Raw genomic sequence first — 25353 nt, 5'->3', positions numbered from 1 at the left:
TGATAGGAATATATTTACTTCTACTGTGATGTGTTATAATTTGGAAATGAATAATTCTTAATTTTCAGAATAAATAAAGTTAGGAGATATATACATGAGTACATTAAAGAAAATTACGGACAATATTTCGAAGGTTATTATAGGAAAAGATGAAGCGATTGAACTTGCAGCTATAGCACTTATAGCAAGAGGGCATATTTTATTGGAGGATGTACCTGGGACGGGGAAAACAACATTAGCGAAAAGTTTGGCTAAAAGTATAGATGCTAAATTTCAAAGAATTCAATTCACAGCGGATACTTTGCCTGGAGATGTTATTGGTCTCGAATATTTTGATGTGAAGGAATCGGAATTTAAAACGAGGTTAGGTCCTATTTTTGCAAATATAGTAGTAGTGGATGAAATTAATCGAGCTGTATCAAGAACGCAATCTTCGTTATTGGAAGTGATGGAAGAACGTACTGTTACGATTGCGAAACAGACACATTCATTACCAGAACCTTTTTTAGTTATTGCAACGCAAAATCCTCTTGAATCGGCCGGTACATTTCCTTTACCTGATGCACAACTAGACCGTTTTTTACTAACTATACGTCAAGGCTATCCTACGAGAGAAGCAGAAAAGGAGATGATGAATCGTTTTCAAATGAATGATCCGTTAGAAACGTTACATTCAATTATTTCAACTGAAGAAATTATTACAGTGCAAAAACGAGCAAGAGAAGTGTTAGTAGGGAATGATGTGCAAGATTATCTACTTGAGATTATTGAGGCAACGCGTAAACATGAGTTAATTGAAATTGGAGTAAGCCCGCGGGGGACGTTGGCATTTATGAGAGCGATTCAAGCAAGGGCAATATTAAATGAAAGAGATTATTGTACGCCAGATGATATTAAGACGCTCGCAGCATCTGTTTGCGCTCATCGTTTAACGTTAACGATTGAGGGGGAGATGAAAACAACGAGAGAACAAATCATGAAAGAAATTCTTCATACGATTAATGTGCCAGTGGAGAATGTACAATGAATCAACAACTTGTGTATACACCTTTAGCGGAGCCTTTAGTAATGGGAGTTATGTCAGGTGTAGCCGTTATTTTATGTGTATTTTCAAGTAATCTATTGTTTTTATCTCTCGTATTTTTGTATGTAATTTTAATAGGTGCGATGCATGTATACATACGTAAAGTATCTCGTGTTGAATGGGAATACAGTCAAGGGAATTCAAACGTTTTTATAGGTGAAGCGAATGTGTGCAAAATGAAAATTTCAAACAAGTCGTTATTCCCTATTTTCAATATCGTATTTCGATTTAAATGTGAAAATAAGTTAACTTGGAATCATGATGAAATAAACAAAAATCATAGTACAGGTTCAAATTATTATATAAATTTTAATATAAAAGGAAGAGAATCAGTTTCATTTGATTTGCAAGCTGTAGCTGTAAAAAGAGGAATTGCGAAATGGGAAGAAGTTGAAATTGTCATTACGGATCCCTTTGGATTCATAACGAACCATATAACGTATAAACAAGTTGAAACGCCGTCTTATTTAGTTTTACCAGCTGTTCCGAAAATCCAAGTTCCTGAATTGCAAGAATGGTCACGAGGGTTTCGAAAAGCGATGTCATCCCCCTTATATGATGAAACGAAAGTAATGGGAGTGAAGTCGTATGAAAATGAAGATTTTCGTTCTATCCACTGGAGTGCAACAGCGAAAACAGGGACGATAACCGCGAAAAAGTACGAGCGAACACAATCAGATAAATATGCGATATATCTCAACTTGCAAAATAAAAGCGGTATTTCTTTGCGAAATGATACAGAGGAACTCATTGAATTAACGGCAGGCATATGTAAACAACTGCTTATGCAAAACTGTTCATTTGAAGTATGGATCAATAGCGTAAAAGATAACGGTTTGCTACATATAAAGAACGGTCATAACCGAAAACATTTGCAAAATGTATTAAAAGTACTTGCCTCAATATCGGACCAAGATACTCCTGTATCGTCTACTTATTTTTACACAGCAGGCTTTCGGCGAAAAGAATTGGATGCAGTTCCTTTAATTCTTGGTACTTCCCCAAAGAAATACAGTAGAACGAATAAATGGGTCGTAATTAAAGAATAAGAAGGGGTTTATGTTATGGCTAATAAAGAGCGACATATGAAGGTGAAGATTTGGAGTATTAGAGTTTTCATGATACTTTTCTTTACGGTTAGTGCGATAACGTTATCACAAGGTGTTGTGCATGTACAAGACATAGTAAAAGGGCTTTTTTCTAGTAAGACGGAGACAATATCGGAAAGAAATTATGATTTTACTAGTTTAGACGAACAGTTTGATGAACCTGAAAGAATTATAGATGAAGAAACAGGAGTTGTAGATACAAGAACAAAAATAGATAGGGAAATTCCACTTTTTGTACGAAAAAATTCATGGACTGATGTGTTTTCTGTTCTTTCAAATTCATGGATTAGTGTCGTTTTTTATGTAATTATTGCAGTGGTCATTCTATATGCTTTTTATAAATTAATGAGGAAAAAGGTAATGAATTCAGAAATAGAACAGGATAAACAATCGATAACAAAAGAAAATACGGATAGAACCGAAAAGAACAAGAAAGTGAAGCATCAGTTTGAACAGCCGTTACCTAAAGATAAGATAAGGCAAACGTTAGTGGAATGGGAAAGAACTTTACCATTTCACGAACAGAGAAGGTCATATGAAACGATGCAACAATGGTTAAGTAGAATTTGTAGAACGCGAGATATTATTCCGATATATGAGTCTGTCCGTTATGGAGAAAAGACGTATACGGAGTTAGATGTAGAGAAGACTGTACGATGGATAGAGCGAGACGGGAAAGCGTGACATTAATATAAGTAAATGAAATTAACTGTAAATTAATTTCATTTACTTATATTTAATTACATGGTAATGTATACTTACTTTTTTATATCTCTACCAATGGAAAAAAGTTGCCTTAGTAGAGTATTGCTCGTTACATTTTTTATGAGTTTATCTTCGCTTCATCAGTATAGAATGAAAAAGAGATGAATTGATTACGGGTAGCATGTAAATAAAAAATTATAATTTATTTTTAAATTTTTATAAGGGTGTGAAAATAGAATGAAACCTGTATTGAAAAACATACTCCTTTCCTTTATTTTTTCTGCAGCAGGGATGTGTTGGTTTCTGTTTATGTTAGTTAGAGGAGGCGGAGACTGGTTATTGTCTTGGGTAGGTGTATTCATGGCCTTTTTATCTTTATACACGTTAATAGATTTATATTGTAAGTATACATACGATAAAAAATGGAGTAAATTGTTTATCAAAGCAACAGTTACTACCTTTAGTTTTGCAGTATTGGGAATCACCTTTGGTATTGTACACGAGCTATTACAGCCATGGAGTCTCAGTTTAATGGTTTGGTATTGGTTGTTAGTGTTACTTTTATTTGTAACGACCATAATATTATTAGTTTTTGTATTATTTGTTAATCGTAAAAATTATAATATTCCTGGGAGATATAGAATACTTATACTGCTTAATCTATTTCTTACGTTAGCACCAGTGCTGTGGCCATTAATACTTACTATTATCGGGAATGGCATGAACGCTAGTGCAGGATGGTAAAAGTAAATGAACTAAAAAGTTGATATAGGGTTTTAAATATGTAAAAGAACGAGTTTTCAAAAATTGAAAACTCGTTCTTTTTTTATTTTCATACATTACTTTTTCTCATCTGGGCGTCTAATTTTGAAAGTAAGTATTTCGTAAGGAATGAATAAGAAAAAAGAGAGTTTTATCATTTAGGATGAAAGTATAGCTTGAATCAATACGATATGAATAGAGGAGAGAAAGCCTTATGAAAAAATGTTATTCCATTAAGTTAGCGAGTTTGGCAGTTTTATTAGCGGGTACTACTTTATTCACACCCGGTTTTACTGTGAAAGCAGAGTCTATTCAAAATATTTCTAATTCATCAGAAGCACATGACCAAAAGAATCGGAATGGTTGGAAACAAGTCATGCAGGAAACAATCCAAATTGGAGCGCCAGGGGTATTAGCTAAGACGTATAATAACGGTAAAATTAGTAGTTATAATGCTGGTTTGGCGGATTTAAATAGTAAGAAACCAATGAAATCGGATTATCGTTTTCGGATTGGAAGTGTGACGAAGACTTTTACTGCTACGACTGTTCTTCAATTAGTAGGAGAAAATCGTGTGCAGCTTGACGATTCGATTGAAAAGTGGCTGCCCGGCCTCATTCAAGGAAATGGTTATGATGGCAATCAAATTACGATACGTCAACTTTTGAATCATACGAGTGGTATAGCTAATTATTTAAAGTCAAAAGACGCTGATATTATGAATTCGAAAAAAACGTATACAGCAGAAGAAATAGTAAAGATAGGACTTGCTCTACCCCCAGATTTTTCGCCAGGTAAAGGTTGGTCGTATTCAAACACAGGATACGTAATACTAGGAATGCTTATTGAAAAAATAACGGGTAATAGTTACGCAGAAGAAATCGAAAAGCGCATTATTGAACCTTTGGATCTATCAAATACGTTTTTACCAGGGAATTCACCCGTTATTCCAGGTAAGAATCATGCTCGAGGGTATATGAAAATTGACGAAACAAGTGAATTGAAAGACATGACGTATTATAATCCGAGTTTAGCTAATTCAGCGGGAGATATGATTTCAGATGCAGACGATTTAAATAAGTTCTTTTCATCTTTACTCGGTGGTAAGTTATTGAAGGAACGCGAGCTAAAAGAAATGCTTACTACAGTTCCTGTAGAAGGAAAAGGGGTTGGTGATGGATATGGTCTTGGAATCTATGAGACTAAACTTCCAAATGGTGTCTCAGTATGGGGTCACGGAGGATCAATTCCTGGGTTTATGACTTTTGCAGGCGGAGTAATGGGAGGCAAGCATACATTTGCTGTCAATGTTAATTCTTTAGGTCCGGTTGATATTCTTACACAGTTTGATAAAATGATGCAAGTTGAATTTCAGAAATAGATGGAAAGAATGTGAATGGAATCCTGCTTTAAAGGACAGTATTAACATTCATAGTAGAACATCAAGAGTAATTCAACAATAAAAAAGGATGTCAGTTACACGACATCCTTTTTTATTGAGAATCAAAGAAGTATGTTTTGAATTTTGAAAATTGTTATTTTTGCAATTGTTCCATATAATGAAGGGTAGAGGGGTTATACAGGGGAGTTATGAATGGAGAATACTTTAGTTAGTTAATTGTTTTTATTTTAATAAATAAAAGTAAATTGATGTGGAGTGAAATTCATTGGGAGAAAATCAGTTTAGATGGAGTAACAAGCAATTAAGAGAACATGTTGAAGTAATAGATGGTAAAAGAAGTCCGCACATTTTATTGAAGAATGCAACGTATTTAAATCCCTATATGCGCGAGTGGGTACAAGCAAATATTTGGATCTATGATGATCGCATTATTTATGTAGGAGAAAAACTACCAGCGCAACTACAAGAATGCGAAGTCATTGATTGTGATGAAAAGTATGTAGTTCCTGGCTACATAGAACCACATGCACATCCATATCAATTATATAATCCTGAAACGTTAGCAAATTATGCGATGCAGTTTGGGACGGCGACTTTTATTAATGATAATTTAACTTTATTTTTCACATTACAACGTGAAGAAGCATTTCGTTTATTAGATGAATTTGAAAAGATTTCAGCAAGTATGTATTGGTGGTGTCGTTTTGATGGACAGACTGAATTGCAAAACGGGGAATCTTTATTTAATCGTGAAGAAATAATAGAGTGGCTAAAGCATAAAGCAGTTCTTCAAGGCGGTGAGCTAACAGCGTGGCCAAAGTTATTACATGGCGATGATGAAATGTTACATTGGGTGCAGGAAACGAAACGATTACATAAAAAAGTAGAAGGACATTTTCCAGGTGCATCTGAAACGACTTTAGCAAAGTTAAAACTGTTAGGTACAGATTGTGATCATGAGGCGATGACAGGGCAGGAAGCTTTCGCTCGTCTTATGCAAGGTTACACGGTTTCCTTAAGAAATTCTTCAATCCGCCCAGATTTAGAAGTGTTATTGAAAGAATTGTTGGAACTAGGAGTAAAACAGTTTGATAGATTCATTCTTACTACAGACGGCTCACATCCTTCATTTTATGAAAATGGAATGACAAACGTAATGATATCTACCGCGATAAAACAAGGAGTGCCAGTTATAGGTGCTTATCATATGGCAAGCTATAATATCGCCCGTTATTATAATATGGAGCATCTACATGGTTCAATTGCGACAGGTAGAATTGCTAATATAAATATTTTAGAAAGTAAAGAAAACCCGGTTCCAATAAGTGTAATTGCAAAGGGGAAATGGGTGAAGCGCGACGGAGTAAATAAAAATGAATCAGTACAAATAGACTGGAGTAAATTCAAAGTAACTCCATTATTATTAGACTGGTCCATAGAAAAAGAAGATATGATTTTCCCGCATAAAATGGGTATACAATTATTGAATAATGTTATAACAAAAACATACACGACTGAAATTGATTTAAACCGTGATGAACTTTCACTAGATCATGATGAGTGTTTTCTAATGATGATTGCTCGTGACGGTGCGTGGCGAGTGAATACAGTTGTGAAAGGTTTTGCAAAAGAACTTGGTGGGCTTGCTAGCTCTTATTCTGGTACCGGCGACATCATTCTTATTGGGAAGAATAAAGAAGAGATGCTTACAGCTTTTCATAGAGTAAAAGAGCTTGGCGGGGGAATGGTAATAGCTGAAAAGAATGAAGTATTACACGAAATCGCATTACCATTGCTTGGGATTATGTCTAATTTGAAAATGAATGAATTAATACAGGAAGAGAAACAGATGGTGAAATTACTACAAGAGCGTGGTTACGCGTATGACGATCCGGCATTTACCATTTTGTTCTTTTCTGCGACGCACTTGCCTTTTATACGGATAACACCTATAGGACTATATGATGTGAAAAATAGTAAGGTACTGGACTCACCGGTAAATTTAATAAAGCAATATTAAAAGGAAAGGCCCTATAATAGTCTAAATTATAGGGCCTTTTACATTATTAGTATAAGAATATTGTAAGCCTCAAATGATATAGTATCTAAATCATTTGAGGTGATATGTAAATATGAAAAAAATATTTTACATTTTAAGCATATTTATTCTGTGTGTATCGATACAACACGTTGTACATTCCCAATCAGATGCACCAAGGTTATCTTCGGATTGTCTCGAAGAAAGAAAAGTTCGAGATGAAAAGTATGTGAAGAATATAATACAGGACATTAAATCCACATTTAATTTAAATATTGATGAACATAGTTTTTGGGAAGTAAGTAAAAGAGATCTGGAGGCTGCCCATTTGATGTATGGTGGAAAGGAAAATGATTCTTATTATAATTCGCTAACTAAAATTTATGATAGTGGTGGATTTAGCGAACAGCCCAGCTTATTTGTGAGGGCGCAAGAAGCATTTTTACTTTATAAAGAAAAAGATAATATCAATGTAATGAAACGCCTAAAACTAGACGTTGAAAAAGGGGAATGGCTCGTTATAAAAACGAAAAAGAAGAAAGGGAAAAAAGTGAAATTCAAGCCTTTGCAATGTGAAAAAGATTATATGAAAAAGAGAAATGAATAACAAAATACTTATTCATGCTGTTTTTATTCAACGATATTTTGCTGTTGATTTGAAATAGAAAAAGGTAAACGAACATATTAGCTTTATGGAATGTGTTTGTTTACCTTTTTTTGAGAGATTTAAAAATTGGGGATGTTTTTAGTTGGAAATTATGTACTGGCTAATGAACTTATAACATTCAATGAATTTGTTCTTCATAAACATTAGATTTTGTGTCAAATGATTTATACATTGCCGAACCACCTATGTATATTTTATTCTACAGTATTTATAAAAGAATATTGGCCATGCATAAGAAATATGATTGGCACAGTTTTTGCTTGTATTAAATGTAAGGAAGGGAGATTGTATGTAAGGAATCTGTACTCGTAATAGTATAAAACAAGCTACTATTGCATTATTAATCATAGTTGTATTTATAGCGGAACTGTAAATACATACAAATAAGTAGGTTTTCGGTTTAAAAATTCTGAATTTTCTTTTAAATTATTAAGGGGCAATGGTATGGTTAAATATTCGAAAATTTCTAAGTGGATTCTTGGTGTTGGACTAGTGACAATAACATGTAATGGTTTGCAAATTCAAGCAGAGACAAAAGAGAAAAATGTGAAGAACGTATTACAAATGGAGCCGGTAGGAATACAGAAATCTGTTGATGAATTGGCGCACCCTTCAACAGTACAAGAAAATGCATCTTTTACAAAACGGTTAAAATTAGCGGATTTATCGCAGCGTCCACTAGCACCAAACGATAATATTAAACCGTTAGCTGAAGAAAAAAAGTATTCAATGGCTGAGTTAAATCAATTAAATAATAAACAATTAACTGATCTTCTTGTGACAATTAAATGGTATCAAATTTCAGAATTATTTCAGTTTAATAGTGATAGTCTTAAATTCTATCAAGATGATAGTCGAATGCAAGCAATTATTAATAAACTAGCAGAACAAGGACAAACTTATACGAAAGATGATTCAAAAGGGATTGAAACATTAGTAGAAGCTCTACGTGCAGCATTTTATTTAGGTTTTTACCATGATGAATTAAGCAAACTAAATGAGCGTAGCTACCATGATAAATGTTTACCAGCTTTAAAAATAATTGCAAAAAATCCAAATTTCAAACTTGGTACATCAGAACAAAATAAAGTAATTGCATCATATGGAAAATTAATTGGAAATGCATCAGCAGATGTTGAAACGGTTTTATATGCAGGTGAAATTTTTAAACAATATAATGATAATCTTGCAACTTTCATTGAAGATCGAACAAAAGGAGACGCTATATATGAGTTGATGAAGGGAATTGACTTTGATATTCAGACGGATATGTACACGACTGGAAAAGAGCCAAAAGATACGATGTGGTTTCGAAATATTGATAACTTTATTAATGAAGTAAATCGTTTTGCACTACTTGGTACAGTAACAAATAAAAACGGATGGTTAATTAATAATGGGATTTACTATGCTGGACGATTGGGCAAGCTTCATAGCACGCCGACAAAAGGACAACAAGTTGTTACAGATGCAATGCGAATTTATCCATATTTAGGAGAGCAATACTTTGTTGCGGCAGAACAAATTACTACAAATTATGGAGGAATAGATGCAAACGGAAAAACTGTAAATTTAGATCAAATTCGAGAAGAGGGTAAAAAGAAATATTTACCGAAAACGTATACGTTTGATGATGGAGCAATTGTCTTTAAAGCTGGGGATAAAGTTAGCGAAGAGAAAATTAAACGTCTATACTGGGCGGCAAAAGAAGTGCGTTCTCAATTTTATCGTACAGTTGGTAGCGATAAACCACTTGAAAGTGGACATGCTGATGATGTGTTAACGATGGTTATTTATAATAGCCCAGATGAGTATCAATTTAATCGTCAACTGTACGGATATGAAACGAATAATGGTGGGATTTATATTGAAGGGACAGGGACTTTCTTTACATATGAACGTACACCAGAGCAAAGTATTTATAGTTTGGAAGAATTATTCCGCCATGAATTTACGCACTACTTACAGGGAAGGTACGAAGTTCAGGGATTATGGGGACAAGGAGAAATGTATCAAAATGAACGTTTAACATGGTTTGAAGAAGGAAACGCAGAGTTCTTTGCAGGTGCAACGCGATTAGATAGTGTAGTACCGCGAAAAAGTATAATTGGTGGGTTATCTAATGATCCTGCAAAACGTTATACAGCATCACAAACATTAAATGCGAAATATGGAACGTGGGATTTTTATAATTATTCGTTTGCGCTGCAATCATATATGTATAATAAGCGCCCTGAAATGTTCGATAAAGTGCATGATTTGATTCGCGCAAATGATGTTTCAAGTTACGATGCATACCGTGCTACATTAAGCAAAGATAATAAGTTAAATGAAGAATATCAATCTTATATGCAAATGCTTATTGATAATCGCGATAAGTATACAATTCCACAAGTATCAGATGAGTATTTAACTCAGCATGATCCAAAATCGCTTTCGGACATTACTTCAGATATTACAAATGAAGCGAAATTAAAAGATGTGAAAGTAACAAAGAATAAATCACAATTCTTTAATACATTTACACTACAGGGGACATATACAGGAAGTGCGGCTAAAGGAGAAGTTGAGGACTGGAAAGTGATGAATGAAGCAACAAATGATATGTTGAAACGTCTTTCAGGAAAAGAGTGGACTGGATATAAAACATTGACTGCTTATTTTGTAAATTACCGTGTAAATAATGCTGGGCAATATGAATATGATGTTGTGTTTAGCGGAGTGAATACGGAAGAAGGTACGGCTGTAGAAAAAGAACCAAATAATTCATTTGAAACAGCAAACCCACTATCTTTGAATATTTTGTTAAGAGGAACCTTGAGCGATCAAGATCAGGGGGATAAATTTGTTATTGATGTAAAGGATCAAAAAGATTTACAAATTTCTGTTACGAACGAACAAAATCTTGGACTGAACTGGGTATTATATTCTGAATCAGATCTAAATAATTATGTAGCTTATGCAACAAAACGTGATGGAAACAAATTGCTTGGAAATTATAATGCAAAGCCAGGGAAATATTACTTAAGTGTATATAAGTATGGTGGTGGAACAGGGAATTATACGGTACAAGTAAAATAGTTTACTATAATTTATTTTGAAAGGAAACTTATTGCATTTTTTAGCAAAATAAAGTATGTAATGTTAAAAATTAAACTATATCAATATATCCCTGTCCTAATTATAGAACAGGGATATATTGGCTTTATATTTTTAAATTAAATAATTTCATTGGATTTTGACAAGAAAATAATTAATATAGATTTGAATTCTCATTCGTAAAGAATACTTTAATCTTCTTAATGCTCTTTCATTTTTGTCTCAATGCTTGTTTTCAAATCAGTTGATACTTGATTGAAATACCCCAAAACGATCTCCCTAATATCATCGGATATAACTTTCAAATCACTAGCTAAGTTCTCAGCGAGATGTTCTTTTTCTATCGGTTTTAACTTCGTATAAAATTCACTAGCCTGCGTAAAGTCATTTTGTTTTGTTATAGAAGTTCTTTCAAGTTTACCTTCAACGTATCTTCCGTCACCGCTCGTTATTTGCTTAGTCGGTGTCCAATCTTGCTGCTGGTTAATCGTTAATTTGCGAAATTCGGGACCAATTCTTCTTCGTTGTGAATCACTGTAAATATTAGCGCGCCCTTGCAGCATTTTATCATCTGATAGTTCTGCACCATCCAGTAAATTAGAAGGGGAAAATGCGACTTTTTCTACTTGTTCCATAAAATTTTCAGGATTTTTATTTAATACCATTTTCCCGACTGGTATGAGAGGATACGTCTGTTCATCCCATACTTTTGTGTCATCTAAAGGATCATAAGATAGGTGCGCTTCATCTTTCGGATCCATGAGCTGGACGTATAAGCCATACTCCACTGGTTTACCATTTTCAATTGCATCATATAAATCTTTCCCGCTATAATCAGGATTTTCGGCAGCTAGTTTAATTGCTTCTTTACTAGTAATGTACTGTACACCTTCAAATGGGTACCAATGATACTTTACATACTTTCGATTACCTTCCGCATTTCTCCAAATGTATGTATTTACACTATGTCCTGGTATGTGGCGAAGACTTTTGACTGTACCATTATTAGAGTATAAACGGACAACAAAATGAATAGATTCAGGTGCTTTAGCGACAAAACTCCAAAATCTATTAGGGTCTATTAAGTTATTTTTAGGTGAAGGCAATAATGCTTTAATTGTTTCAGGGAAACGCATAGGATCACGAACAGAAAAAACAGGGATGTGATTGCATAAAAGGTCAAAAATGCCTTCTTTCGTATAAAATTTTGTGGAAAAACCGCGTACATTTCTAGAAGTATCCGGTGTTCCTTTCGTACTAACAGCTAACGAAAATCGCACCATAACAGGAACTTTCTCATTAGAATTTTGTAAAAAACTTAATTTAGTATGTTCAGACATCGAATATATCGTTTGAAAATAACCGAACGCACCAAATCCTTTTACATGAACAGGTCTTTCTAAAATTTTTTCATGAATAAATTCTTGTAATGACTCATGCAGTACACTATCTTGCTCTAGTACGGGTCCACGTGAACCAACTGTTTGAGAGTGAAGTTTAGCTTGTTCATTACGTTCGTCATTTTCATTAAAGTCTTTCCCTAGTATAGATTGCCCCTGTTTATCATAGTTTTCATCCATCGATATAGCCTCCAAATCTTTTTTGTCCATTGTTACTAAATATGATTTTATAGCCTTAATTATGTATGACACGCACAGTTCAAAGCAGTAACATACCGCTAGATGAAAAAAACACATATGTAGTGGACCTGTTGAAATAGAAGAAATTATGGAAAAATGAATATCGGGAAGAGAAAGCACACGTTTTACTAAAAATGTGGAAGAAAACCACTATTAAAATTTCAATCTTAAAACTTAATTTATAAACGATTATATAGAGAATGAACGTTAAAAAAGGGAAAATAACTAGGAGGAATTTAGCATGTCGGATTGGTTTCAATTAGATAAAGAATATATGATGTCTACATATTGTCGTACAGAGGTTGCAATGGAAAGGGGAGAAGGGTGTAAACTGTATGATGTAGATGGTAAAGAGTATTTAGATTTATTTTCTGGCGTAGGAGTAAATGTATTAGGATATAATCATCCTAAAATTGTACAAACGACAATGGAGCAAGTTGCGAAATCGTTGCATTTACCGTTTCATTTTTTAAACCCAGTTGCAATTGAGTATGCAAAGAAATTAGTAGGTTGTACTTTAAAAAGCGGAAAAGTCTTTTTTACAAACTCTGGTACGGAAGCGACAGAAACGACATTAAAATTAATTGATAAATATAGATCTATTGCGAATGAAGAGCGTGATGGAGTAGTTGTGTTAAAAGATAGTTTTCACGGGAGGACGTTAGGGGCACTACATTTTACGAGACAAGAAAAAGTATATCAAAATTTTCCTAAAACATCTATTCCTGTATATGAAGTAGAGCGCGAGAATATAGACCAATTAGAAGAAACCATTATTAAAGAAAATCCAATTGCGATTATGCTAGAGCCTGTTTTAGGTAGCGGGGGGATTTATCCTTTATCAAGTGAATATTTACATGGTGTTCAAAATTTATGTAAAAAATATAATGTACTTCTTGTCGTTGATGAAGTTCAAAGTGGAATGGGTCGAACGGGAAAACTATTTGCTTATCAAAATTTTAATATTACACCGGACATTATTCAAATCGGTAAAGGAGCAGGAGGCGGGATACCGCTAGGGGGAATTATTGTAGGTGAAAAGTTATGTGATGTATTTTCACCAGGAGATCACGGGACAACGTTTGCTCACTCATCAATGGGAACAGCATTAGGTTTAACTGTATTAAATACATTACTTGATGATGGGTTAATGCAAGAAGCTTATGAAACGTCACTATATTTAAATGACAAACTGCAAGACATTCAGAAAGAAAATTCTTATTATATTCAGGAAGTGCGTCATGCGGGGATGATGTTTGGGATAAGTGTGAATGACACGAATGAAAATGTGAAGAAATTACAGATTGAGTTAATGAATAAAGGGATGTTAGTCGATGTAACACAAGGGAATATTATTCGATTACTTCCGCCGTATATTATTACGAAAGAGGAAATTGACGCATTCACTTATGAATTTATTTCCTGTGTTCATAACATAGCTGCTACAGCAAGTATTTAAAAAAATATAAAAAAATATAAAAAGCTAAAGAAGCCGCTATTTTAGCGGCTTCTTTAGCTTTTTAAAATAGTAAATTACTTAACATAGAGAGCATCTCATTGGACAAATAATTAATTATGTGAAACAATAATAACAGATAAGGAGACGTTAATTTTCCTTAAGTGCTTCGAATTAATTTTATTCAATAAGAGAAGGTGTGCTTAAAGAAGTTAAATTAAATAAGGAGCTGTTTTATTATATGCAACAAAATAATGATTTAAATTTTGAACCTCAAGACGTTAATATTGTCAATCCTAAACAAGCCAGGAAAGCAGTAATTGCTACTGGTATAGGAAACGCAATGGAGTGGTTTGACTTCGGATTATACGCGTATTTAGCGGTTATTTTAAGTCAATTATTCTTCTCAGGTGTTGATAATAGTGGATTGCAGCTTGTACTTACATTCGGTACATTTGCAGCAGCCTTTCTCGTTCGACCAATCGGAGGTGTATTCTTTGGTAGAATAGGAGATAAGTACGGCCGAAAAATCGTGTTAAGTACTACTATTATTTTAATGGCACTTTCTACATTATTCATCGCATTACTACCAACCTATGAACAAATTGGTGTATGGGCACCAATACTACTTTTAGTTGCCCGAATGATTCAAGGCTTCTCTACAGGCGGCGAATATTCAGGTGCAATGGTTTATATCGCAGAATCTTCTCCAGATAAAAAGCGTGGTATACTCGGTAGTGGTCTTGAAATTGGAACACTCTCAGGTTACATTGCTGCATCGGTAATTGTTACCATTTTGACGTTATTGTTAACAGATGAGCAAATGCTCAGCTGGGGATGGCGTATTCCGTTCTTAGTAGCTGCACCAATTGGTTTGGTCGGTTTATACTTACGCCGTCATCTAGATGAATCTCCAATCTTTGAAGAGATGGAAAAAGCACAAGAGGAATCTGAAGACAATGAACAATTTTCATTTATGGATATTATTAAATATCACAAAAAAGACTTCTTATTAAGCACAGTAATTGTCGCCTTCTTTAATATTACAAATTATATGATTCTTTCGTATATTCCTTCTTATCTAACTCAAGTACTTAAAGTCGAAGAAACAACAGGCTTATTAATTATTTCTATTACGATGGCACTTATGATTCCACTAGCACTATATTTCGGTAAGTTAAGTGATAAAATTGGTAATAAACGCGTTGTGCAAATTGGTTTACTTGGTTTAACTGTATTTGCAATTCCAGCATTTTTACTAATAGGTAACGGACATATTGCAGCTATATTTGCAGGTATTTTCGTACTAGGTTTCTTCTTAAGTGTATATGAAGGAACATTACCTTCATTATTACCATCACTCTTTTTCACCGATGTACGTTATCGAGCACTTTCGATCTCATTTAATATTTCTGTATCGATATTCGGTGGAACAACACCGCTCGTATGTTCATACTTAGTTCATGCAACTGGTAACCCGCTCGCACCGGCATTTTATTTAGCAGGTGTAAGTATTATTGGATTAGTTGTATTTAGTGTACTATTTGTTACGACTTCAGGGCGTGCGCTAAAAGGTTCATATCCTACAGTAGAAACGAAAAAAGAAGCACACCTAATCGCTAAAGAAGACCCTGAAGAAACACTTTGGTGGCATGAAGAGTCATTAGAAATTGAAGCAGGGAAGAATGCTTCCATTTAAAAAGCAACGTAGAAGTATAAAAAGACTCCTATGAATAAATAACGGGTTCAGTTACGGGAGAGAAAATATAAAATAACAAACAAAAAAGGGATGTAAATCACATATGATTTAGCATCCCTTTTTATATTGTTATTAAAATGTTTAAGCACTTTTATGTACTCTTGCTATTTTATATACTAAAACCATTGCTAAATTGGTTGTCTAGAAAGACCTTTAATGATAGCTCGTGGAGATGGTAAAAGTTATATCTATTCTAATTTTAATCCAAAATACGCACAAATGGCTCTAACGATAATTCGAACCCATTATAACTTTTGTATGCCATTTACCACAAACGAAGGGAAAAAGAAAGCAGTAAAAACACCAGTATAACGATTGGGTATTACTGGAAAATCGTTTGATTTAAAAGATATAATTTAATTTAGATAGTTCACTCAAATAATGGTGGACTATATTTTTTAAAAGGTAAATGGAAAATTACGTTAAAATAATTATAGAGATTGTGAAAAAATGTTCTTAAACTAACGGTCAGGTTACTTTAAGCAGGATTTTTCAAAGGAAATGGTGAATATCATATTTTGAAGGGGTGATTGCAGTGAAGTAAGTGATTTTTTTATCTTGGTTAAATACTTTGAAGAAAGGGATTTATAATTATGAACACAAAACTAATAATAGTAGAAGGTTTACCTGGATTTGGAAAATCAACCACTGCAAAGCTAATAAATGAAATTCTAAGCCAAAATAAAATTGAAGTTGAACTATTTTTAGAGGGAAATTTGAACCATCCAGCCGACTATGATGGTGTATCTTGTTTTAATAAATTTGAATTTGATAGATTATTATCTAACAGTGGAGATTTTAAAGAAGTGCTTCTTAAAAGAGTTCTAAAAAAAGGAAGCAATTATTTATTACCATACAGAAAGATAAAAAATGAGTTTGGTGATCAGTTTTCGGACGAATTATTTAACGATATTTCAAAAAACGATATATATGAATTGTCATTCGATAAAAATGTTGAATTAATTGCTGACAAATGGAATGACTTTACTGAAAGTGCTCTAGAAGACAATAAGGTTTATATCTTTGAATGTTGTTTCATACAAAACTCATTAACTATTGGGATGATTAAATATGGTGAACAAAAAGAAAAAATAATAAATTATGTAATGAAAGTTGCAAAAATTATAGAGAATTTAAATCCAATGTTATTGTATGTAGAACAAGATAATCTTGAATTTTCATTTAGGAAGGCACTAAAAGAAAGAACTCCAGAATGGTCCACAGGAATCGTCGACTATTACACTAACCAAGGCTATGGGAAAGAACATAACCATTCAGGTGTAGAAGGAGCGATAAAAGTTCTTGAAGCTAGAAGGAATTTAGAATTAGAAATATTCGATATGTTAAAAATGAAAAAAGAAAAAATCAATAATACAAAATATGAAATTGACTCATATAGCTCAATGTTAAAAGATAAGTTAACAATACAAATGGTGAAATAGCTTTTTGCACTAACTGGTACTTTAGTTGAAGAAGGAAATGAAAACGCTCAGAATATTTTCTGAGCGTTTTAGTTTGCTATTTATAATGCGAAATACATACAAATTATTGTGTTATTTCTAATGGTTATTAGCATTTTTCTCTCCCTAAACTGAGCACATGAATGAAAAAATAGGAGTCTTTTGTTGTCTTATTTCTTTCTTTTCTTCAAATGTTTTTGATATGCATAAAGATTATGAATCTCTTCCTTAAATTCATGCAGAAGTACAATGCTTTTACCATTTGAATAACGCACCGTATTATAAGCATCTATAATAATATCACTTTGAATATTTACATCTTCTTCATCATGTATTCTTTCTAGCCAAGCCTCAACAGTTTCTCCCCGTTTTCTATTTAAAGGAGGGGTTAACTTACTCTCTAGCTTGAAAATTTCCTTCCGAATTTCGTTATGTGGCGGTTTATTTCGTTTAAAACGATTTTGGCTCATTCCTTCTTTATCAGTAATGATAGTAGATTCGAAGACGTGCATATTTGGTAAACTGAATTGTTTTCGTTTTTTTACTATTTTCCAAACGACGTAAATAGCGATAGCTGTACAGACTATTATTGTAGCGCTATTTATGAGTATTGGATCAAAATCAGGAATTTTTTTTCCGTCTTCAATTTTTGGTTTTAAGAGATGTCCTTTATTTGCCCAAACATCTTCAGTATCTTTTAATTCCGCTGCTTTAATTAATGGCATTAAAGCATAGCCGACGCCTAATGCGACTACTTCCGTTATAAAACCAAAAATAAGTCGAATGAAAGGAAATATTTGAACAATTAATATACTCATTAAGCCAATCGTAATGATAGAAGCAAAACGTAATAGTTGTTGTTTGCGATTTGCCCCGGTTAACCAAAATGTAATCATAAGATGCAAGGCTAACATTAATAGTTTCCACAACGGTGGAAAGGGTGCATAAAATATAACTGAAACGACAAACCATACAATACCACCTAAAGATTTTTGAACTGGATATCCAGGTCCGACCACATGTACGATAAAGAAAAATAGTGGTAATATGATTGTGCCAAAAAGAGAAAAAGGTAAAAATAAAGAGAAAAGAACGATTTGAAGAACTAAAAGTATTACAAATCCTGTTGTTTTTTTCTGCATAAATTTATGAATAAGAAATACTCCAATATAGCCTATTGTTAAAAATATTGCAATACTAATTAGTTCATCTCTTTCTGTTAATAATGAAAGCAGGAGGAGCAGAATGAAATCATGAATGTGATATAGCCAAGTTTTCAACCGATTCCACCATCCCTTCACTAGTAATGAGAAACGTTGGCTGCGAGAGAAGAGGGAGTTCATTTCTTTGTAAACCAATGTATATCATTGTAGACGATCGTTCTCTCTTTCTCGTTACATAATGAAGGAATCCTTGTTTCGGAAGTAACGTACTATCATCTGAAATACGGGCTAATTCTTCTAAAGCTTTTGCATATTGCGTTTGCCCTTCATGTAACGATAAATGTAATGCACCACCTTCTGCTAATACACTAATAAATAATTCAAACGGTATTTGATGCTTCGTTGCATATTGGCAAATGTATGTTGCGAATGAAATTAAATCTTCAACATTATCTTTCCAACCAAATCCACGATCGGCAGCTAAAGAAAGACAAATCGTCCAACTATAATTTTTTACAGGTTCATATTGCTTCGCTTGTAATTCCTGCATTTTAGCAGATGCCTTCCAATGAATAGAACGGAATGATTCACGTTCATAGCGTTTTACACCTATAATAGATGTTTCGTCATTGTAAAAAGAAAAATTCGTTTGATAGGATCCGATTAAAAGTTGCTGAAGTTCTTGCAAACCTGCTACTTCTTTAGGAGAAGGATACACAATAATTTCAGTCCTTAATTTATCAAAAACAGGTAAATGTACAGTTAATAGATGAAATGGATCTTTTAATACACATTCAAACTGTTCAATTTGAAACACCCCACGCTTCGTAGCGGTTAATGTTAAATCCCATTTTTGTGCCGAATGTGCAGGTTGTGAAAATGGGAAAGAGAATAACGTTTTTGATATTTGTTCAATGCCTTGCTCTTTATGCGGTATAAGGGACGAATTTAAATGAAAGTAACAAACACCATTAACGAGCGGTATGCTGGCTCCATTTTTTAAATGAATAAAAAACTGTCCAGATTCCTCAGGAAAAAGCCGTGTAGTTTGTTTCTCATTTATGATTTGAAACTTCTTCTCTATGAAAGCGACATATTTATAAATAAAAATCGCAAATATATAATAGAAGAAAAAGAGAAACATAAGCATTCGTTGCGGGAAAAAGAATGTGAAAAGTAACGCGATTGGAACGGTTAGTTGAATAATATGAAGTTGAAAAAATAAAGGTACAGTTACAACGCGCTGTCCATTCATGCTTGCTCAATCTCCACGGGTACATCAACTTCTTTTAAAATACTTTGCATAATATCATTTTTTGTCGTACGTAATGCACCTTCCATTGATAAGACGATACGGTGATTCCAAACAGAAGGAACTAACAATTGTATATCTTCTGGTGTGCAATATTCTCTCCCATGTAAAAAGGCTAAAGCTTGAACAGCACGTACTAAAGCTAATGTGGCACGTGGGCTTACACCGTTAGCGATATAATCATGATTTCTTGTAGCATGAGCAAGTTTAATAATGTAATGTTCTAACGGTTCCGAAACAAATATTTCTTTTACTCGTTTTTGAGCTTCTAAAATATCTTCTAATGAGATGACAGATGTGACACTTTCTAATGGTAAATCGTTCCGAAAACGTCGCATCATTTGTAACTCATCTTTAGGAGTTGGATAACCAATTGAAATCGTCATTAAAAAGCGATCAAGCTGTGCATCTGGAAGAGGGAAAGTCCCTTGTGATTCGATTGGGTTTTGCGTCGCAATAACAAAGAACGGTTTCGGCAGAGGCGTAGATTTTTTTTCGAGCGTCACTTGTCGTTCTTCCATCGCTTCTAACAAACTCGACTGCGTTCTCGGCATTGCACGGTTAATTTCATCTGCTAGCAAAATGTTTGTCATAACCGGTCCAATTCTTAATTCGAATTCGCTTGTTTTTGGGTTGAAGTATTCAATACCTGTTACATCACTTGGAAGTACATCAGGGGTGAATTGAACGCGAGAAAAACTACCACCAATACTTTTGGAAATGGTTTTCGCCAGTAACGTTTTCCCAGTACCAGGCACGTCTTCGAGTAGTGCATGTCCATCAGCAAGAAGTGAAACGAGCAGTAGATCAATAACATTTTCTTTCCCAACAAACACAGATCCGATGTTTTCTTTCAATTTATGTATCATATGTACCATTCCTTTCATTATAAAAGAGCTAATATTTCTATATTTTAACAAATTATTCAGAAAATTTGTATGGTTTTTTAATTCAAAGAAATGGATATTTAATTATTAAATTACTCTTGCATATTTTGGAATATGATTATACAATATCGATATATCATAAGGCGATGCATCGGAGGTAGTTATAATGAATGCGAAGGCGCAAAAATATATTCCGTTAACTGAGGCGACATATTACATACTGTTATCACTAGTGAAACCAATGCACGGATATGGAATTATGCAAATGGTAGAAGAGATGACAAATGGGGAAGTAAAGCTTGGTCCTGGTACTTTATACGGGAATACGGCGAAGTTACTAAAAGAGAAGTTAATTGTTGAAGTTGCCTCTACAGATAGAAAGAAGTGCTATGAGTTAACGCCGTTTGGGAGAGAAGTGCTGGAACTGGAGTACAACAGATTACAGCGGTCTGTAAAGAATGGAAACAGTATATTAGGGGAGTGAATGGAAGATGGAGACAAAGAAGATATTCAAACCTTTCGCAGTATGGAGCTTAGAAAAAGAAGAAGCGTATTTACGTAAAATGCATCAACAAGGCTGGGCGTTACAAAAGTATAACGTAATGTATAGGTTTAAGAAAACTGAGCCGAAAGATGTAGTATATAAAGCAGACTTTAGATTAGAGTATAAAGATTCGACAGAAAAACAAAAAGAATATATCGAAATATATGAAATGTGTGGTTGGAAACATGTAACGAGTTTTGCGAAGTGGAATTACTTTTGTAAAGAAGTAGAAGAGGAAAATGAGTTACCTGATATTTATTCAGACAAAGAAACGAAGATACAAAAACTTGTTGAATTGATACAGTTCGTTGCAATTATGTTTGTAATGTTAATTCCAGTGCTTTACTTATGTTTTCTTGGAGTATCAGAATCAGGATTATATAAAGGTATGGTAGGGTTTTTAGTTTGTATATATTTATATGCGTTCATTAATTTATTTAGGAAGATTAAAAAGTTAAAAAAGGAAATATTTTAACAAAGAGTGATATTCTTAGAGAAGATATATATTGATGGGAATCAACTTCTCTAATTTCTATATATATTTTTTTTGTTCATTCTTTTTTATATAATAAAAGACCAACTTTTTAATTCATAGAACTAACAGTTACAAAGATAATATCAGTAACAACACCTAAAAAAATCATAAATGAAGAAGAAATAATCAATAATAACGAACTAGCAATTAATATTAATTTATTAGATTTTTGATTTTAAAAATGGTAGTAAAGTAAAAGACTACAAATAGTAGAAACAATCCATATTGTTAGATCGTAAGGAGTCGTTATTTTCTCCCAATCGAAGATCCAAAAGTAAAAGATGACTATATGACAAGTTAATAGTAGAAATATTGATGGAAGCGTTATCTTTTTATTGTTTGTTTTACCTCTCTTATGTAAACATTTCCAAAAGAGTGCGAAGTTTAACATATAATAAGGAAGAAACACATTTTTAATTAAGTTATTAAACGGAAAAATCCCTTATAGAAAAATCTATTTCTATAAGGGATAATAATGTTTTTATTAGAAAGACTGATTTTGAGCAGGTTTAATAAATTGTTCTGGGTTTTCAACAAGCCCACATACAGCGCATTGGACGCGATAAGTAGGTCCTTGATAGGCCATATGAAAAGCATTCATCGTGTCATTTGTATATTCTTCTTCTACTTGACCAGTTTGTGGATTTAATTTGACTGGTTTTACTTGTTGCTCAAGAATATTAAAGCGAGTACGGTTCGTTTTACAACTTGGACATAGCATTGGTTCCATATGTATACACCTCCATTTGTATCATTTCTTAAACTCTTTAATTTTATGCAAGCAAAAAACTTTCTCAATATAAATAGGTGTTTAATGTATTTAAAATTCAGAAAAAATAAAATATAATAAAAGTACGAACTGGTTATGTCCAAACCAAATCTCCTGTTTTATGCCAATAAGCTGGGGGGCCGAGAAATCGGCCTCATTTTTTTTGCTCATTACTACAAAGAACAAGGTTTTTATGAGACTTTTGTCGAAATTTTAGGGGTAGATATAAAGGGGGATGTAAAATGGATTTGAAAATGAAGTACATCATTTTATATGTAGAAAAGTTTGAGGAATGTTTAAAATTCTATAAAGATATTTTACAGTTACCTATAAAAGCAGAGCACGGTACATATATTGAATTTAATACTGGAACTACCATTTTAGCGATGAATACGCGGCAAGATGTGAAAGAATTAACAGGACTACCGCTTACAGAAGGTGAATTACAGTCTTCTCATTTCGAATTAGGATTCGTTGTTGAGAATGTACAAGAAACGATTGAGCAATTTAGAGAACAAGGTATTAAGATTTTAGTTGAACCTATTGTAAAACCGTGGGGACAAACAATTTCTTACATTGCTGATCCAGATGGAAATTATATTGAAATTTGTAGTTCATTAGAATAGAGGGAGAAAGAGAGATGGGATTTCCGAAACTAGAAACAGAACGTTTATTCTTAAGAGAACTTACACTATTAGATGCGGAAACGATGTTCCGTTATTTTTCGAAAGAATCTGTTATACGTTATTTCGGAATGGATTCTTTCCAAAATATTGAGCAAGCGAAAACAACGATTCAAACGTTTAAAAATCGTTATGAAGAAGGAAGTGTATTTCGCTGGGGAATCGAGAAAAAAGGGACGGGCCAATTAATTGGGACGTGTGGATTTCATTTAATTAACAATCATCATAGACGAGCTGAAATTGGTTATGAATTAGATGATACATATTGGGGACAAGGGTACGCAACGGAAGCGTTACAGGCGATTTTAGCTTACGGGTTTGAAACATTGCAACTTATAAGAATTGCTGCTGTTGTATATGTAGAAAATAAAGCTTCTCAAAAATTATTAAGTAAAGCAGGGTTTCAAGAAGAAGGATTACTTCGAAAACATATGATTCAAAATGGAGTTGCTCATGATACTATTTTATATTCTTTATTAAAAGAAGAGTGGAAGAAGTAATGAGCACAAACGAACTTATAAAGATTATGAAGAAGCATAGGGAAAATAGATTCATTTTAGGTATAGATGGTTTAAGTCGATCTGGAAAAACAACATTCGTAGCAAATTTAAAAGAAAATATGAAACAAGAAGGCATTCCGTTTCATATTTTTCATATTGATGATCACATAGTGGAGCGTAATAAACGCTATCATACAGGATATGAAGAATGGTATGAGTATTATTGTTTACAGTGGGATATTCCATACTTGAGGCAGAAGTTTTTTCAGAAGTTACAACATGAGACAAAACTGACTTTGCCTTTTTATCAAGAGGAAACAGACTCATGTGAAATGAAAAAAGTACAGATTCCTATTGTAGGCGTAATTGTTATTGAAGGAGTCTTTCTACAGCGAAAAGAATGGAGAGATTTCTTTCATTATATGGTCTATTTGGACTGTCCAAGAGAGACAAGGTTTCTACGTGAGAGTGAAAAAACGCAGAAAAACCTTTCAAAGTTTGAAAATAGGTATTGGAAAGCAGAGGATTATTACTTAGAAATGGAATTGCCGAAGGATAGGGCGGATTTAGTCATTGAATGATTTGAAAATAGAAGGTGAATAGAATGAATATTTTATGGGATTTTGATGGGACGTTATTTGATACGTATCCTGCATATACAATGATGCTTTCTGAAATATTAGGTGATTCAGTAGAAAAACAAGAAATATACAAAAACTTAAAAATATCATACTCTCATGCAATTCAATATTATAATATTTCATGCGAGCAGGAAGAAAAAATTAAAGTTTTGAAGGGGAAATTTACTCCAAAAGATATGGAACCTTTTGCGGGTGTCGAAGAGGTTTTGAAATTTGCAAATAAAAATGTGATTATGACCCATAAACATAGGAAAGGGGTTATGGCCATTTTAAAATATTACGGCTGGGAAAAATACTTCGTAGATATGGTTACAATTGACGATGGCTTTCCTCGAAAGCCGAACTCTTTGGCTTATAATCATCTGCATAAAAAATACAATATTGATTTAGCTATTGGAGATAGAGAATTAGATTTATTACCTGCAAAAGAATTAGGTATTTCAACATGTATGTTTCAAGGTAATTGTGATGTAGCGGATTATTCTTTATCACATTACTCGGAGTTTTTTAAGGTAGTGATAAATAGAGAGTTTTCTTTATAAAATAAGTTAGTATTTAAGACTGTATATTTCATTTTAAAGGTACAGTCTTTATTTTTTAGAACTATTTCATTTTATTTTCTGTATATAAAAATTGCTAGGAGTTAAAGAATGTCCGTCCATCTTTATTAAAGAAGTAGCCAGGTTAATTGTTAGATAGAAATAAACTGAAGGATAAAGTGATAGCGTCCACTTTATCTTTTTTATGTTTTAACCAAATTATGGTTATTCGTGTTAATATGAACTCATAGCTATATAGAAGGGGTGGGGTTAGTATGAAAACAGAAATAGTTCCTAAAAAGAAGTACAGTATAATAAGCTATATATCTTTACTCATCGGCATTTTGTGTTTTCTATTCGTTTTTATAACGCCAACAAGGATAGCCAATGCAGGTAATATAGTTGGAGATTATATTACAATTACCCTGACAGGTGTAGGTATCATGCTTTCAATAATCACAATGACGAAAAGAACAGAGAAGAAGGGAATTGCTATTCTTTCATTAATACTGTCCTCATCATTTTTTATATTTTGGATCATAGCAATTATCCTATTGTTTACTGGTCAAATTAGTTTTGCGCCGTAATGTGTAATAAAA

Annotated in this window: 24 protein-coding genes and 1 pseudogene; 19 read left to right on the top strand and 6 right to left on the bottom strand. The window is 33.3% G+C overall.

The annotated features are described in order from the left end of the window. Window positions 1–94: 94 nt before the first annotated feature. From NZ044_RS14880 to colA, 8 genes are all read left to right on the top strand, one after another. A complete protein-coding gene (locus NZ044_RS14880) occupies window positions 95–1027 on the top strand; it encodes an AAA family ATPase (RefSeq protein WP_340949819.1) in 933 nt (310 codons plus the stop codon). Next, window positions 1024–2133, top strand: a complete 1110-nt coding sequence (locus NZ044_RS14875; protein WP_001075956.1) for a DUF58 domain-containing protein — start codon at window positions 1024–1026, stop codon at window positions 2131–2133. The genes NZ044_RS14880 and NZ044_RS14875 overlap by 4 nt, the downstream gene beginning before the upstream one ends. A 15-nt stretch (window positions 2134–2148) precedes the next feature. Then, window positions 2149–2877 carry a hypothetical protein gene (locus NZ044_RS14870; protein ID WP_098839831.1) on the top strand — a complete coding sequence of 243 codons (729 nt, stop codon included), beginning with the start codon at window positions 2149–2151 and terminating at the stop codon, window positions 2875–2877. 258 nt (window positions 2878–3135) lie between these two features. Further along, window positions 3136–3642 carry a DUF3902 family protein gene (locus NZ044_RS14865; protein WP_000805743.1) on the top strand — a complete coding sequence of 169 codons (507 nt, stop codon included), beginning with the start codon at window positions 3136–3138 and terminating at the stop codon, window positions 3640–3642. A 232-nt stretch (window positions 3643–3874) separates the two neighbouring features. After that, window positions 3875–5041: a serine hydrolase domain-containing protein gene (locus tag NZ044_RS14860; RefSeq protein WP_000710680.1), complete on the top strand. Its 1167-nt coding sequence runs from the start codon at window positions 3875–3877 to the stop codon at window positions 5039–5041. 286 nt (window positions 5042–5327) lie between these two features. Further along, a complete protein-coding gene (locus NZ044_RS14855; protein ID WP_340949815.1) occupies window positions 5328–7082 on the top strand; it encodes an adenine deaminase C-terminal domain-containing protein in 1755 nt (584 codons plus the stop codon). A 112-nt stretch (window positions 7083–7194) separates the two neighbouring features. Next, the gene (locus tag NZ044_RS14850; RefSeq protein WP_000719367.1) at window positions 7195–7707 is read left to right on the top strand and encodes a hypothetical protein; all 513 of its coding nucleotides are present in this window, start codon (window positions 7195–7197) and stop codon (window positions 7705–7707) included. A gap of 504 nt (window positions 7708–8211) precedes the next feature. Beyond that, a complete protein-coding gene (gene colA, locus NZ044_RS14845; protein ID WP_098506526.1) occupies window positions 8212–10848 on the top strand; it encodes a collagenase ColA in 2637 nt (878 codons plus the stop codon). A 218-nt stretch (window positions 10849–11066) separates the two neighbouring features. Here colA and NZ044_RS14840 read toward each other — a convergent pair whose 3' ends face one another. Next, window positions 11067–12446, bottom strand: a complete 1380-nt coding sequence (locus tag NZ044_RS14840) for a catalase (RefSeq protein ID WP_118961884.1) — start codon at window positions 12444–12446, stop codon at window positions 11067–11069. Window positions 12447–12747: 301 nt separating this feature from the next. Between NZ044_RS14840 and NZ044_RS14835 the strand changes: the two genes are divergently transcribed. From NZ044_RS14835 to NZ044_RS14825, 3 genes are all read left to right on the top strand, one after another. Further along, complete coding sequence (locus NZ044_RS14835; RefSeq protein WP_001286468.1) at window positions 12748–13965, top strand: aspartate aminotransferase family protein; 1218 nt, start codon at window positions 12748–12750, stop codon at window positions 13963–13965. 238 nt (window positions 13966–14203) lie between these two features. Continuing rightward, complete coding sequence (locus tag NZ044_RS14830) at window positions 14204–15661, top strand: MFS transporter (protein ID WP_001186930.1); 1458 nt, start codon at window positions 14204–14206, stop codon at window positions 15659–15661. A 653-nt stretch (window positions 15662–16314) separates the two neighbouring features. Beyond that, a complete protein-coding gene (locus NZ044_RS14825) occupies window positions 16315–17163 on the top strand; it encodes a hypothetical protein (RefSeq protein ID WP_001093193.1) in 849 nt (282 codons plus the stop codon). A 188-nt stretch (window positions 17164–17351) separates the two neighbouring features. Here the strand turns inward: NZ044_RS14825 and NZ044_RS14820 are convergent, their stop codons facing one another. The 3 genes from NZ044_RS14820 to NZ044_RS14810 are packed head-to-tail and all read right to left on the bottom strand — an operon-like array spanning window position 17352 to window position 20525. After that, complete coding sequence (locus tag NZ044_RS14820) at window positions 17352–18461, bottom strand: DUF4018 domain-containing protein (RefSeq protein WP_097826179.1); 1110 nt, start codon at window positions 18459–18461, stop codon at window positions 17352–17354. Continuing rightward, window positions 18433–19599 carry a DUF58 domain-containing protein gene (locus NZ044_RS14815; RefSeq protein ID WP_001014386.1) on the bottom strand — a complete coding sequence of 389 codons (1167 nt, stop codon included), beginning with the start codon at window positions 19597–19599 and terminating at the stop codon, window positions 18433–18435. The genes NZ044_RS14820 and NZ044_RS14815 overlap by 29 nt, the downstream gene beginning before the upstream one ends. Then, entirely contained in the window at window positions 19596–20525 is a 930-nt protein-coding gene (locus NZ044_RS14810) for an AAA family ATPase (RefSeq protein WP_000581417.1), read from the bottom strand. The genes NZ044_RS14815 and NZ044_RS14810 overlap by 4 nt, the downstream gene beginning before the upstream one ends. 184 nt (window positions 20526–20709) lie before the next feature. Here NZ044_RS14810 and NZ044_RS14805 point away from each other — a divergent pair, with 184 nt between their 5' ends. Together NZ044_RS14805 and NZ044_RS14800 are read left to right on the top strand one after the other, a co-directional pair. Beyond that, window positions 20710–21027, top strand: a complete 318-nt coding sequence (locus NZ044_RS14805) for a PadR family transcriptional regulator (protein WP_097826178.1) — start codon at window positions 20710–20712, stop codon at window positions 21025–21027. 7 nt (window positions 21028–21034) lie between these two features. Further along, a complete protein-coding gene (locus tag NZ044_RS14800; protein WP_000448309.1) occupies window positions 21035–21562 on the top strand; it encodes a DUF2812 domain-containing protein in 528 nt (175 codons plus the stop codon). A 109-nt stretch (window positions 21563–21671) separates the two neighbouring features. On the opposite strand, the pseudogene NZ044_RS14795 reads toward NZ044_RS14800, so the two are convergent. Further along, window positions 21672–22013, bottom strand: a pseudogene (locus tag NZ044_RS14795) (hypothetical protein). Between the two features lie 93 nt (window positions 22014–22106). Next, the gene (locus tag NZ044_RS14790; protein WP_000433605.1) at window positions 22107–22352 is read right to left on the bottom strand and encodes a hypothetical protein; all 246 of its coding nucleotides are present in this window, start codon (window positions 22350–22352) and stop codon (window positions 22107–22109) included. 135 nt (window positions 22353–22487) lie between these two features. On the opposite strand from NZ044_RS14790, the gene NZ044_RS14785 reads away from it, so the two are divergent. From NZ044_RS14785 to NZ044_RS14760, 6 genes are all read left to right on the top strand, one after another. Beyond that, on the top strand, window positions 22488–22643 hold the full coding sequence (locus NZ044_RS14785; protein WP_000042838.1) for a hypothetical protein: 156 nt from the start codon (window positions 22488–22490) through the stop codon (window positions 22641–22643). Beyond that, window positions 22634–23017, top strand: a complete 384-nt coding sequence (locus NZ044_RS14780; protein ID WP_000364500.1) for a VOC family protein — start codon at window positions 22634–22636, stop codon at window positions 23015–23017. The genes NZ044_RS14785 and NZ044_RS14780 overlap by 10 nt, the downstream gene beginning before the upstream one ends. A gap of 14 nt (window positions 23018–23031) precedes the next feature. Then, window positions 23032–23574, top strand: a complete 543-nt coding sequence (locus NZ044_RS14775) for a GNAT family N-acetyltransferase (RefSeq protein WP_000506642.1) — start codon at window positions 23032–23034, stop codon at window positions 23572–23574. Beyond that, window positions 23574–24155: a kinase gene (locus NZ044_RS14770; RefSeq protein ID WP_000106089.1), complete on the top strand. Its 582-nt coding sequence runs from the start codon at window positions 23574–23576 to the stop codon at window positions 24153–24155. Before NZ044_RS14775 ends, NZ044_RS14770 begins: the two co-directional genes overlap by 1 nt. Before the next feature lie 23 nt (window positions 24156–24178). Further along, window positions 24179–24757: an HAD-IA family hydrolase gene (locus tag NZ044_RS14765; protein WP_001024238.1), complete on the top strand. Its 579-nt coding sequence runs from the start codon at window positions 24179–24181 to the stop codon at window positions 24755–24757. 272 nt (window positions 24758–25029) lie between these two features. Then, complete coding sequence (locus NZ044_RS14760; RefSeq protein ID WP_097826177.1) at window positions 25030–25341, top strand: hypothetical protein; 312 nt, start codon at window positions 25030–25032, stop codon at window positions 25339–25341. Window positions 25342–25353: the final 12 nt, after the last annotated feature.

The sequence above is a fragment of the Bacillus sp. FSL K6-1338 genome, from assembly GCF_038006965.1.
Taxonomy (GTDB): domain Bacteria; phylum Bacillota; class Bacilli; order Bacillales; family Bacillaceae_G; genus Bacillus_A; species Bacillus_A thuringiensis_S.
The sequence above is the reverse complement of the archived record's forward strand: the minus strand, read 5'-3'. Positions and strand labels throughout refer to the sequence as shown.

What these genes read in the sequence shown, in the direction of transcription:
- NZ044_RS14825 (WP_001093193.1), top strand. Translation starts at nt 16,315, where the DNA reads ATGAACACAAAACTAATAATAGTAGAAGGTTTACCTGGATTTGGAAAA.
- NZ044_RS14780 (WP_000364500.1), top strand. Translation starts at nt 22,634, where the DNA reads ATGGATTTGAAAATGAAGTACATCATTTTATATGTAGAAAAGTTTGAG.
- NZ044_RS14865 (WP_000805743.1), top strand. Translation starts at nt 3,136, where the DNA reads ATGAAACCTGTATTGAAAAACATACTCCTTTCCTTTATTTTTTCTGCA.
- NZ044_RS14850 (WP_000719367.1), top strand. Translation starts at nt 7,195, where the DNA reads ATGAAAAAAATATTTTACATTTTAAGCATATTTATTCTGTGTGTATCG.
- NZ044_RS14760 (WP_097826177.1), top strand. Translation starts at nt 25,030, where the DNA reads ATGAAAACAGAAATAGTTCCTAAAAAGAAGTACAGTATAATAAGCTAT.
- NZ044_RS14875 (WP_001075956.1), top strand. Translation starts at nt 1,024, where the DNA reads ATGAATCAACAACTTGTGTATACACCTTTAGCGGAGCCTTTAGTAATG.
- NZ044_RS14860 (WP_000710680.1), top strand. Translation starts at nt 3,875, where the DNA reads ATGAAAAAATGTTATTCCATTAAGTTAGCGAGTTTGGCAGTTTTATTA.
- NZ044_RS14785 (WP_000042838.1), top strand. Translation starts at nt 22,488, where the DNA reads ATGTCCAAACCAAATCTCCTGTTTTATGCCAATAAGCTGGGGGGCCGA.
- NZ044_RS14765 (WP_001024238.1), top strand. Translation starts at nt 24,179, where the DNA reads ATGAATATTTTATGGGATTTTGATGGGACGTTATTTGATACGTATCCT.
- NZ044_RS14835 (WP_001286468.1), top strand. Translation starts at nt 12,748, where the DNA reads ATGTCGGATTGGTTTCAATTAGATAAAGAATATATGATGTCTACATAT.
- NZ044_RS14830 (WP_001186930.1), top strand. Translation starts at nt 14,204, where the DNA reads ATGCAACAAAATAATGATTTAAATTTTGAACCTCAAGACGTTAATATT.
- NZ044_RS14880 (WP_340949819.1), top strand. Translation starts at nt 95, where the DNA reads ATGAGTACATTAAAGAAAATTACGGACAATATTTCGAAGGTTATTATA.
- NZ044_RS14775 (WP_000506642.1), top strand. Translation starts at nt 23,032, where the DNA reads ATGGGATTTCCGAAACTAGAAACAGAACGTTTATTCTTAAGAGAACTT.
- NZ044_RS14870 (WP_098839831.1), top strand. Translation starts at nt 2,149, where the DNA reads ATGGCTAATAAAGAGCGACATATGAAGGTGAAGATTTGGAGTATTAGA.
- colA (WP_098506526.1), top strand. Translation starts at nt 8,212, where the DNA reads ATGGTTAAATATTCGAAAATTTCTAAGTGGATTCTTGGTGTTGGACTA.
- NZ044_RS14805 (WP_097826178.1), top strand. Translation starts at nt 20,710, where the DNA reads ATGAATGCGAAGGCGCAAAAATATATTCCGTTAACTGAGGCGACATAT.
- NZ044_RS14840 (WP_118961884.1), bottom strand. Translation starts at nt 12,446, where the DNA reads ATGGATGAAAACTATGATAAACAGGGGCAATCTATACTAGGGAAAGAC.
- NZ044_RS14790 (WP_000433605.1), bottom strand. Translation starts at nt 22,352, where the DNA reads ATGGAACCAATGCTATGTCCAAGTTGTAAAACGAACCGTACTCGCTTT.
- NZ044_RS14810 (WP_000581417.1), bottom strand. Translation starts at nt 20,525, where the DNA reads ATGATACATAAATTGAAAGAAAACATCGGATCTGTGTTTGTTGGGAAA.
- NZ044_RS14815 (WP_001014386.1), bottom strand. Translation starts at nt 19,599, where the DNA reads ATGAATGGACAGCGCGTTGTAACTGTACCTTTATTTTTTCAACTTCAT.
- NZ044_RS14800 (WP_000448309.1), top strand. Translation starts at nt 21,035, where the DNA reads ATGGAGACAAAGAAGATATTCAAACCTTTCGCAGTATGGAGCTTAGAA.
- NZ044_RS14770 (WP_000106089.1), top strand. Translation starts at nt 23,574, where the DNA reads ATGAGCACAAACGAACTTATAAAGATTATGAAGAAGCATAGGGAAAAT.